This window comes from Jannaschia seosinensis (genome assembly GCF_001408515.1).
Taxonomy (GTDB): Bacteria; Pseudomonadota; Alphaproteobacteria; order Rhodobacterales; family Rhodobacteraceae; genus Jannaschia; species Jannaschia seosinensis.
The window spans coordinates 43181-52186 of the sequence record NZ_CYPR01000203.1 but is presented as its reverse complement, the minus strand read 5'-3'; the positions used below and the strand labels follow the sequence as shown (position 1 = coordinate 52186).

Here is a 9006-nt window from a genome sequence, read left to right as displayed (position 1 = left end):
ATCACCGTCACGCGCGGCTCCCGGCCCCGCGCGCGCAGGGCATGCGCCGCCGCAAGCGACAGCTCCACCCCCGCGATGCCGCCACCGATCACCGCGACCGCGCCGCTCGCGCCCTGCGACAAGAACGCGTCCCACCGCGCGGCGAAGGCGCCCAGCGGCTTGGCCGGCACGCCATGCTCCGCAAAGCCCGGCATGGACGGCATCTGCGACGTCACGCCCACATCCAGCGCCGCCACGTCGTACGGCACCTCACGCGCCCCGACCCGCAGCACCCGCGCCGCCGCGTCGATCCCCGTGACCGCCCCGTCGATCAGCCGCGCCCCCGCGAACCGCGCCAGCCGCACGAGGTCGATATCGAGATCGTCCCGCGTGTAATGCCCCGCCACATGCCCCGGCAGCATCCCGGAATACGCCGCCGTCGGCCCGGGATTTATCAGCGTCAGCCGTACCCCCGGCAGCGGATCCATACCCCAGCGCCGCAGAACCAATGCATGGGTATGCCCCCCGCCCACCAGCACGGCGTCGCGGGTGATCGGAATGTCGTGTCGCAAGACTTACCTCTTCGCGCTGTCTCTCCGGCCCGTCATAGGCCGCAGAGCCGCCAAAGTATAAGGCCGCCCGTTCACGCCCCCGCGAGGAGCGCGTCCACCTCGGCGCGCGTGGGCATCGACGCCGCCGCCCCCGGCCGCGTCACCGAGATCGCCGCCAGCGCACAGGCGAAACGCGCCGCCTCCACCGGGTCGCGCCCCTCGGCCAGGGCGCAGGCAAAGCCGCCGTTGAACGCGTCGCCCGCGCCCGTCGTCTCGACCACCGGACCCGCGTCGAACGCCGCCACATGCTCCGACCGATCGGCGGAGTGGTAGAGCACCCCCTGTGCGCCGAGGGTCAGAATCGCCGCCTTGGCCACACCGCGCGCCAGAAGCGCATTGCCCGCCGCCCACGCACCGTCGAGGTCGGTCACCGCGATTCCGGTCAGCGCCTCGGCCTCCGTCTCGTTGGGGGTGACGTAGTCGCACAGGGCCAACATCTCGTCCGACAGGTCCGCCGCGGGCGCGGGGTTGAGGATGGTCGCCGCGCCGCCCTCCCGCGCGATTTCCAGCGCGCGCATCGCCGGCGCCATCGGCTGCTCCAGTTGGGTCACGAAGACGGCCGCGCCGCCGATCACGTCGGCCCGAGCCTCCACATCCGCGACGCTGATCCCTCCGGCCGCGCCGGGCGAGACGATGATCGCGTTGTCGCCGCTGGCCGCGTCGAGGAAGATGAAGGCCGCGCCCGTCGCCTCCTCCACGCGGGCGACGGCTGGCGTCACACCGGCGTCGCGCCAGACCGCCATCGCCATGTCGCCGAACGTGTCGCGCCCGATCCGGCCGACGAAATGGACCTCGGCCCCGGCGCGCCCGGCCGCGACCGCCTGATTGCTGCCCTTGCCGCCGGGGCCGAGCGCGAAGCTGTCGCCCAGGATCGTCTCGCCCATCCGCGGCATCCGCCCCGCCCGAAAGGCGGTGTCGGCGACGAACACGCCCAAAATCGCCACATGCCCCATGTCAGTCCTCCTCGGGCGGGATCACGCCCTTGCGTAGCATCACGTTGCCATAAAGCCGCCGCTCGCCCGTCTGCACGATGGCGAAGGCCGCGCGGGCGAGGTCGTAGAAGGCGAAGCGGTCGACCTGCGGGATCACCCGTGCCTCGCCCGCATCCGCCATGACCCGCTGCGTCTCGGCGATCGGGTCGGGCAGCGCGTCGGGCGCGCCCACGACCTGCATCCGGGCGGCGAAATTGTCCACAAAGGTATCGAGCGGCATCAGCGACAGCACCGCCTCCGCCGCATCGGCCAGCCTCGGCGCGTCGATCCGAAGCGGCGCGCCCAAAACCGTGTCGCGCGCCATCGACAGGGCCGGAAAGTTCGCGTCCACGAGCACGAGCGTGTCCCCGTGCCCCATCGCCCGCAGCGCGTGCAGCATATCCGCGTCCAGCCGCGGATCGATCCCCTTGAGCATGGCGTCTCCTCCCATCCCGGACGCTAGGGCGCGCGGCGCGGCGCGGCAAGCCGGTGCCGATTGTCCCCGGAGTGCAGGAGAGGCATGGCGCATCGGGGGGCAACGGGTCTAGGCTGCGGCCGAGCAGAAAGACCGGAGACATCATGCGCCGCCTCGTCCCCCTCCTCCCCCTCGCCCTCGCCGCCTGTCAGGCCGCCGAGACCGAGCCGCGCGTCGATGTCGAGCGGGGCGCCGCGCTCTTCGCCGCCGATTGCGCGGCCTGCCACGGCGCGGACGGCACCGGCGGCGTCGGCCCCGACCTGACCGCCATCACGGCGCGCGCGGGCGGCGAATTTCCCACGATGCGCGTCATGGCGCAGATCGACGGCCTCGGACGTCACGGCGACCCGGATGCGGTGATGCCGGAATTCGGGGCGGCGGATATGGGGCCGACCGTGATCGTGGAGCAGGACGGCCTCGGCACCCCGGTGCCCGCCGACCTGCTGGCCCTGTCGGAGTTCCTCCGCGCGATCCAGGGCTAGGGCACGGGCAGGACGCCGCGCACCGCCTCGGCCAGAGCCATGCCAAGCGCGACCTGCGCGGCGGCGTCCATGTGCACGCCGTCCGCCGGATCCACCGCCGCCACCCGGCCCGCATCGAAGAAGGGCAGGCCCAGCCGCTCCGCCTCCTCGCGCAAGGCGGGCGCGATGGCGCGGGAACGGGCGGGGCCGCCTTGAAACATCTCGGCCAGCACGCCGGCCTCCTTCACCGGGACCGGGGCGATCAGCATCACGCCCGGCGCGCCGCCGTCCGGCCCGGCATTCGACGCCATCACCATCTGCGCGAGCTTTCCCACCGAGGCCGCGATGTCCCACCCGCGCAGACCGAACCGCGCCTTGCAATCGTTCGTGCCCAGCATGATCATCACGAGGTCCACGGGCCGCTGGCTCTCCAGCGCCACGGGCAGCGCGCGCACCCCGTTCTTGTGCGCGCCGTCGATTGGATCGTCATGGACGGTCGTGCGTCCCGGATGCCCCTCGACGATCACCTGATAACCCAGCGCCCGGCCCATCACCTCGGGCCAGCGCGCCTCCGGCGGGTGGCGGTCCACCGCGCCCAGTCGCGACAGCGGCATGGTCCCGTGGCTGTTGCTGTCACCGAAGACGAGGATGACGGGGGAAGTCGGCATGGCGAGGCTCCTGGCGGCTGCTGCGCGGACGGTAGCGGCGCCGCCCGGTCCTGTCACGCGGCCCGCATGCGTTGACCCGCACCGCCGCAACCGGCCAGATGGCGGGCGAGACACCGAAGGACGCGCCCATGACCGACCTCGCCCCCCGCCCATGGCTGCCCGCGGCCGCCAGCGCACGGATCGACGCGATCCCCCTGCCCGCCGATCCCGCCGCCCGGATCGAGGCGCTGGCCGCGGCCGCGCGCGCGACCCACGACGAACGTGCTTTCAACCTCAACCCGGCGGCGAACGTGATGAACCCGCGGGCGGAGGCGCTTCTCTCCTCCGGTATCGGCAGCCGCCCGTCCCTCGGCTATCCGGGCGAGAAATACGAGATGGGCCTCACCGAGATCGAGGAGATCGAGACGATCACCGCCCGCCTCGCCGCCGACCTGTTCGAGGCGCCCCATGTCGAGGCGCGGGTGCCGTCGGGGGCGATGGCCAACCTGATGGCCTTCATGGCGCTGGCCCGGCCGGGCGATGCGATCATCGTGCCGCCCGCCGCCATCGGCGGTCATGTCACGCACCACGCGGCGGGCTGCGCGGGTCTGTTCGGTCTGCGCATCCACGAGGCGCCCGTGGATGCCGAGGGCTACACCGTCGATGCCGCGGCCCTGCGCGATCTGGCGCGCGAGGTGCGGCCGCGGATAATCACGCTGGGCCAGTCGCTCAACCTCTTCCCGCACCCCATCGCCGAGGTGCGCGAGATCGCCGACGCGGTCGGCGCGCATCTGATGTTCGACGCGGCGCATCTATGCGGCATGATCGCCGGGCGCACCTGGCCGAACCCGCTCGCCGAGGGCGCGCATCTGATCACCATGAGCACGTACAAATCGCTCGGCGGCCCGGCAAGCGGTCTGATCGTCGCCAACGACGCGGAGGTGGCGCAGCGGCTGGAAGCCGTGGCCTTTCCCGGCCTGACCGCGAATTTCGACGTGGCCAAGACGGCGGCCCTGAGCGTCACGTTGCAGGATTGGCGCGTCCATGGCCGCGCCTATGCCACCGCGATGGTGGACCTCGCCCGCGCCATGGCCGAGGCCGCCGCTGCCGAGGGCCTACCCGTCTTCGCCGCAGAACGCGGCGCGACCACGAGCCATCAATTCGCGCTCGACGCGCGCCCCTTTGGCGGCGGCCAGCGCATGGCGAGGCGGCTGGAGGCGGCGGGGCTTCTGGCCTCCGGCATCGGCCTGCCCCTGCCCCCGGTGGCGGGCGACATGAACGGCCTGCGCCTCGGCACGCCCGAATTGGCCCGACGCGGGGTCACCCCCGACGATGCGCCCGCGCTGATGGCCCTTCTGGCGCGCGCGCTACGTGAGGACCCGCAGGAGATCGCGGCGGAGACGGCCGCCCTGCGCGCCCGCTTCGACGACATTCGCTATGTGGAGGAGACGACATGAAGACCCGGCACTGGGACCGCACCGGCAATGGCGGCCTTACCCTGACCGAGATCGGGATGGGCACCGCGCCCCTCGGCAATCTCTACCGCGCGATTTCCGACGACGAGGCGCATGCCGCGCTCGAGGCCGCTTGGGACGGCGGGGTACGCTACTATGATACCGCGCCGCTCTATGGTTTCGGCCTGTCGGAGACGCGGATGAATCGCTTCCTGCGGGGCAAGCCGCGCGACGAATACGTCCTGTCCTCCAAGGTCGGGCGCATCCTCGCCCCCGCCACCGAAGAAACGCGCGACGGCATCGGCAAATGGTTCGACGTCCCCGCCCGGCGCGAAATCTACGATTACAGCTATGATGGCGTCATGCGCTCCGTCGAGCACAGCCTCGAGCGGCTGGGCGTGTCACGCCTCGACATGCTGTTCGCCCACGACATCGACGTCCCAAATCAGGGCTCGCGGCAGGCGGTGGATGCCAAGGTCGATCAACTGATGGCCGGCGGCTATCACGCGCTCGACCGGCTGCGCCACGAGGGCGTCATCAAGGGGTTCGGCGCGGGCGTGAATGAGTGGGAGGTCTGCGAGACGCTGCTCAACCGCGGCGATTTCGACCTGTTCCTCCTTGCCGGCCGCTATACGCTGCTGGAGCAGGAGGCGCTGAATACCTTCCTGCCGCTCTGCGAGGCGCGCGGCGTCGGCATCGTCATCGGCGGTCCCTACAACAGCGGCATCCTTGCCACCGGCCCGGTCGAGGGCGCTTGGTACAATTACGAGCCGGCCGACAAGGAGGTGCGCGACCGCGTCGCCCGGATCGAGGCCGTCTGCGTCCGCCACGACACGCGCCTCGTGGATGCGGCGTTCCAGTTCCCGCTGCTGCATCCCTGCACCCTGTCGGTGATCCCCGGCGGTCAGGGCGTGAGCGAGGTGGAAGAGAACCTGCGCGCCGCCGATGCGAATGTGCCGGAGGATCTCTGGTCGGAACTCAAGGCGGAGGGGTTGATGCGGCAGGATGCGCCGACTGGCTGATCCCCAGTTTAAATGTGAACGAAATCAGTGAGATGCGGCAATTACCCATGGGTAATCGCCGCAGGACGCCTCCGGGACCAGGTCAAACAACCGACAGGACCACCACCATCGCCAGCGCATAGATCAGGATCGCCCCGCCGATCAGGATATAGTGGAAATTGCCCGCGACCTGCGCCTTCACGATCGAACGCATCTGCCCCATCAGTTCGGGCCAGGTGTAGCTGACGAAGTCGCCTTGGGTGAAAACGGCCTTGATCCGCCCCTCGCCATCGACGACCGGCAGGCGGCGGAACCGTTCGTTCGACATGATCCGCAGCCAGTCGAGCATGTCGTCGTCCTCGCGCGCAAGGCGGGGGTCGGCGGTCATGATCTCCGACAGCTTGGTGGTCTTGGGATCGCGCCCCTTGCCGACGATCTTCTTCATGATGTCGCGTTCGGTGACGACGCCGATCACCATGTCGTCCTTGTCCACCACGATGACGGAGCCGTAGTTGAGATCCGCCATCTCGACCACCGCCTCCGCCACGATCACGTAGGGTCCCCGGGTCAGGGGCTTGGGTTTGCTGCGGTATTCCGGGCGGTCCATCAGGCGCGTTCCGGTACGATCAGTGCTGGCCATCGGCGTGTCTCCTTCGCTGTGCGCAGCAGGACGTAGAACCAAGCGGAGCTGTGCAAATGCGCAAAGCTGCGGAAGGGGGCGGGGCAAAACCGCACAGGCCACTGAACTGCATCGTACGATTTCGGCCCGCCACCGCCCGTATACCGTTGGAATTGCCAGATCCCCGCGGCCATGTTATTTTACCAAGTTAATGAAATAAAAAGAAAGACGGCGCAGTGAAGACGCCGACAAATCAGGTACGAGACATGAAACTGAAGGTGAGAGAGCAGATCGCCGCCCTGCCGCTCCGCTGGGGCGATGACGACAAGGTCGAGGTCCTGATGGTGACGTCGCGCGATACGGGCCGCTGGGTCGTGCCGAAGGGCTGGACTATGAAGGGCATCAAGCCTTGGGCCGCGGCCGCGATCGAGGCGATGGAGGAGGCCGGCGTCAAGGGCCACATCGCGCGCCAATCCTTCGGCAGCTACAGCTACGACAAGCGGCTCGACGACGGAACGCGTCAGCCCTGCATCGTGCATGTCTATCCTATGGTCGTGGAGCGCGAGAAGGACGACTGGAAGGAGCGCAAGGAGCGCCGCCGGAAGTGGTTCCCGCTGCGCAAGGCCGCGAACCTCGTGGCCGAGCCGGAATTGTCGGAGCTTCTGATGTCGTTGAGCGTCAAGCCCAAGAAGGCCCCCGTCGCGGGCGCGATGCTGCGCGCGGCGGCCTCCTGAAGATCAGCGCGGGCGGCGCGGCTCATCGCGACGGACCGGCACCGGAATCGCATCGTGCTGCGGCGCCAGCGCGCCCAGCAGATCGGACAGTTTTTCCGTCACGGCATCCGCGATTTTTTCGAGAATGTTACGCTTTCCGCCAGACATCGCATATCTCCTTCTTACACGTATAGAAGTGGCCTGCCCCCCGGCCGGCTTCAAGAGTCAAACCGCCGCAGCGGCGAAAAACCCTTGGCCGAACATGATCTTCAACCCGCGCAGCCGCGCAATTCGACCGCGCCGTCGGTGCCGATCACGGTGATGCGGATGCGCGATCGATCGACCGAAAGCGGGGCCTCGCCGATCAGTTCCGACCGCGCCACAAGGGTGGTGCCGTCGCGGGCGGTCGCCGCATCCGTGACCCAGATCTTCGGGTCGGGTAGCTCAAAGACCACCGCCTCCGCCCCGCCCTGACGCGGCACGTCCATCCGCGCCGTCAGCGCCAGCCCGTCCTCCGTCGGTGCCAGCGAGCAATGCGCCGCGGCCGCGATGACGCGCGGACGGTCCGTCAGCGCCGCCGCGAGGCGCGCATCCTGCGTTCCCCGCACGGGCAGATCGGCCGCCACATGAAGACGCGCGGGCAGGCAGATATCGGCGCAGACCCCGATATCGAGCCGCCCCTCCAGCCGCGCCTTCCCGTTTCCGGTAGCCACGAGCAGGGGCAGGATGAAATCCTCCCGGTAGCCGATCGACAGGGCCCCGGCGGTGCGGAACAGGGTCGGCGTGGGCCAGGCCGGCGTGACGGAGCGCACCCCGCGCGAGCCGCGCCAATCCATCTGCGGCGAGATGCCCGCCGCACCCGCGCTGCGCCAATAGGTCCGCCAACCGGGCGCCAGCCGGACGCGCAGGCCCGCCACGTGGATGCCGTCCTCTCTCCGCCAGCCGGGAAGGACCTCGACCCGGATCGCGTCGCGCATGTCCTGCCGCTCGCACACAGCCGGCAGGGGCAGGAGAATCAGAAGGACGAGGAGCAGACGGAACATCGGCTAGAAGGTAGCGCGCCCGGGCGGGAACGGAAAATCACGCTTCCGGCAGCGCGCGCGGCGCCGCGGCGCGGCGCAGGCGGTCGTTGATCGCACGGCCCAGCCCCGCCTCGGGCACCGGCGCCACGTCGATCCGCGCGGCCCCGCGCGCGGCGGCCAGCGCGTCCGCCCGGTGCAGCGCATCGAACAGCGCCGCCGCCGCCTCCACCACGTCGCCCGAAGTCGAAAGCGTCAGATCCCCCGCCACCGGGCCAAATCCGATCAGCACGGCGTCGCGCGCCCGCACGGTGACGCCCAGCCGCACGGGCACGCCCGGCGCGTAATGCGACGAAAGCTGTCCCGGGGCGGAGACGCGGCCGGGCGTCACGTCGCGTTCGAGCGGCCCGGTCACGGCCTCGATCTCCTCGGCGGCAAGCCCCCCTTCGCGCAGGAGCGTCAGGGGCCGCGTGCGCAGGATCGTCGATTCGAGCCCGACCGCACAGGCCCCGCCATCGAGAACCGCATCCACCGCGTCGCCCAGCCCCGCACGGACGTGGTCGGCCCGCGTCGGCGAGACGCGCCCCGACGGATTCGCCGAGGGCGCCGCGACGGGCACGCCGGCCGCCGCCAGGAGCGCCTGCGCCAACGGCGCGGCGGGCACGCGCAGGCCCACCGTATCGAGCCCCGCCGTCACCAGCGGCGACAGCCCGTGCCCCGCCCGCAGCGGCAGGACGAGCGTCAGCGGACCGGGCCAGAAACGCTCGGCCAGGCGGCGCGCCACATCGTCGAACACGGCCAGCCGTTCCGCCGCCGCGAGGTCGGCGACATGCACGATCAGCGGGTTGAAGGACGGCCGCCCCTTGGCCGCGAAGATCCGCGCCACGGCCCGCCCGTCTGTGGCATTTGCGCCGAGGCCGTAGACCGTTTCGGTCGGAAAGGCGACGAGCCCGCCGCGGCGCAGGAGCGCCGCCGCCTCCGCGACTTCGTGACGCCGTGTTTCGGTTGCGACCATGCCGCCCCCTGACCTAACCTTTCGTTCACGTCAGCCTTTAT

At 70.4% G+C, this 9006-nt stretch carries 12 protein-coding genes; 4 read left to right on the top strand and 8 right to left on the bottom strand.

What is annotated here, in order from left to right:
- The 3 genes from JSE7799_RS15455 to JSE7799_RS15445 form a co-directional block, all read right to left on the bottom strand.
- On the bottom strand, nucleotides 1–551 hold a 551-nt coding region (locus JSE7799_RS15455), incomplete at its 3' end, for an FAD-dependent oxidoreductase (RefSeq protein ID WP_186201976.1).
- 71 nt (nucleotides 552–622) lie between these two features.
- Entirely contained in the window at nucleotides 623–1543 is a 921-nt protein-coding gene (locus JSE7799_RS15450; RefSeq protein WP_055664411.1) for a ribokinase, read from the bottom strand.
- A 1-nt stretch (nucleotide 1544) separates the two neighbouring features.
- Nucleotides 1545–1997 carry an RbsD/FucU family protein gene (locus JSE7799_RS15445; RefSeq protein ID WP_055664410.1) on the bottom strand — a complete coding sequence of 151 codons (453 nt, stop codon included), beginning with the start codon at nucleotides 1995–1997 and terminating at the stop codon, nucleotides 1545–1547.
- Between the two features lie 143 nt (nucleotides 1998–2140).
- Between JSE7799_RS15445 and JSE7799_RS15440 the strand changes: the two genes are divergently transcribed.
- Nucleotides 2141–2518: a c-type cytochrome gene (locus JSE7799_RS15440; RefSeq protein ID WP_055664409.1), complete on the top strand. Its 378-nt coding sequence runs from the start codon at nucleotides 2141–2143 to the stop codon at nucleotides 2516–2518.
- On the opposite strand, the gene JSE7799_RS15435 is transcribed toward JSE7799_RS15440, so the two are convergent.
- Nucleotides 2515–3165 (bottom strand): SGNH/GDSL hydrolase family protein, encoded by a 651-nt coding sequence (locus JSE7799_RS15435; protein ID WP_055664408.1) that lies wholly within the window; start codon nucleotides 3163–3165, stop codon nucleotides 2515–2517. The genes JSE7799_RS15440 and JSE7799_RS15435 overlap by 4 nt on opposite strands.
- A 128-nt stretch (nucleotides 3166–3293) precedes the next feature.
- Here JSE7799_RS15435 and glyA point away from each other — a divergent pair, with 128 nt between their 5' ends.
- Together glyA and JSE7799_RS15425 are read left to right on the top strand one after the other, a co-directional pair.
- Nucleotides 3294–4601 (top strand): serine hydroxymethyltransferase, encoded by a 1308-nt coding sequence (glyA, locus tag JSE7799_RS15430; protein ID WP_055664407.1) that lies wholly within the window; start codon nucleotides 3294–3296, stop codon nucleotides 4599–4601.
- A complete protein-coding gene (locus JSE7799_RS15425; RefSeq protein ID WP_055664406.1) occupies nucleotides 4598–5620 on the top strand; it encodes an aldo/keto reductase in 1023 nt (340 codons plus the stop codon). The genes glyA and JSE7799_RS15425 overlap by 4 nt, the downstream gene beginning before the upstream one ends.
- Nucleotides 5621–5702: 82 nt before the next feature.
- On the opposite strand, the gene JSE7799_RS15420 is transcribed toward JSE7799_RS15425, so the two are convergent.
- On the bottom strand, nucleotides 5703–6239 hold the full coding sequence (locus JSE7799_RS15420) for a CBS domain-containing protein (RefSeq protein WP_055664405.1): 537 nt from the start codon (nucleotides 6237–6239) through the stop codon (nucleotides 5703–5705).
- Nucleotides 6240–6484: 245 nt separating this feature from the next.
- Here JSE7799_RS15420 and JSE7799_RS15415 point away from each other — a divergent pair, with 245 nt between their 5' ends.
- Nucleotides 6485–6952, top strand: a complete 468-nt coding sequence (locus JSE7799_RS15415) for an NUDIX hydrolase (RefSeq protein WP_055664404.1) — start codon at nucleotides 6485–6487, stop codon at nucleotides 6950–6952.
- A gap of 3 nt (nucleotides 6953–6955) precedes the next feature.
- Here JSE7799_RS15415 and JSE7799_RS21160 read toward each other — a convergent pair whose 3' ends face one another.
- The 3 genes from JSE7799_RS21160 to JSE7799_RS15405 form a co-directional block, all read right to left on the bottom strand.
- The gene (locus tag JSE7799_RS21160) at nucleotides 6956–7099 is read right to left on the bottom strand and encodes a hypothetical protein (RefSeq protein WP_186201975.1); all 144 of its coding nucleotides are present in this window, start codon (nucleotides 7097–7099) and stop codon (nucleotides 6956–6958) included.
- A gap of 101 nt (nucleotides 7100–7200) precedes the next feature.
- Nucleotides 7201–7974 (bottom strand): protein-disulfide reductase DsbD domain-containing protein, encoded by a 774-nt coding sequence (locus tag JSE7799_RS15410; protein ID WP_055664403.1) that lies wholly within the window; start codon nucleotides 7972–7974, stop codon nucleotides 7201–7203.
- Between the two features lie 37 nt (nucleotides 7975–8011).
- On the bottom strand, nucleotides 8012–8965 hold the full coding sequence (locus JSE7799_RS15405; RefSeq protein WP_055664402.1) for an L-threonylcarbamoyladenylate synthase: 954 nt from the start codon (nucleotides 8963–8965) through the stop codon (nucleotides 8012–8014).
- Between the last annotated feature and the right edge of the window lie 41 nt (nucleotides 8966–9006).

What these genes read in the sequence shown, in the direction of transcription:
- JSE7799_RS15450 (WP_055664411.1), bottom strand. Translation starts at nt 1,543, where the DNA reads ATGGGGCATGTGGCGATTTTGGGCGTGTTCGTCGCCGACACCGCCTTT.
- JSE7799_RS15445 (WP_055664410.1), bottom strand. Translation starts at nt 1,997, where the DNA reads ATGCTCAAGGGGATCGATCCGCGGCTGGACGCGGATATGCTGCACGCG.
- JSE7799_RS15440 (WP_055664409.1), top strand. Translation starts at nt 2,141, where the DNA reads ATGCGCCGCCTCGTCCCCCTCCTCCCCCTCGCCCTCGCCGCCTGTCAG.
- JSE7799_RS15435 (WP_055664408.1), bottom strand. Translation starts at nt 3,165, where the DNA reads ATGCCGACTTCCCCCGTCATCCTCGTCTTCGGTGACAGCAACAGCCAC.
- glyA (WP_055664407.1), top strand. Translation starts at nt 3,294, where the DNA reads ATGACCGACCTCGCCCCCCGCCCATGGCTGCCCGCGGCCGCCAGCGCA.
- JSE7799_RS15425 (WP_055664406.1), top strand. Translation starts at nt 4,598, where the DNA reads ATGAAGACCCGGCACTGGGACCGCACCGGCAATGGCGGCCTTACCCTG.
- JSE7799_RS15420 (WP_055664405.1), bottom strand. Translation starts at nt 6,239, where the DNA reads ATGGCCAGCACTGATCGTACCGGAACGCGCCTGATGGACCGCCCGGAA.
- JSE7799_RS15415 (WP_055664404.1), top strand. Translation starts at nt 6,485, where the DNA reads ATGAAACTGAAGGTGAGAGAGCAGATCGCCGCCCTGCCGCTCCGCTGG.
- JSE7799_RS21160 (WP_186201975.1), bottom strand. Translation starts at nt 7,099, where the DNA reads ATGTCTGGCGGAAAGCGTAACATTCTCGAAAAAATCGCGGATGCCGTG.
- JSE7799_RS15410 (WP_055664403.1), bottom strand. Translation starts at nt 7,974, where the DNA reads ATGTTCCGTCTGCTCCTCGTCCTTCTGATTCTCCTGCCCCTGCCGGCT.
- JSE7799_RS15405 (WP_055664402.1), bottom strand. Translation starts at nt 8,965, where the DNA reads ATGGTCGCAACCGAAACACGGCGTCACGAAGTCGCGGAGGCGGCGGCG.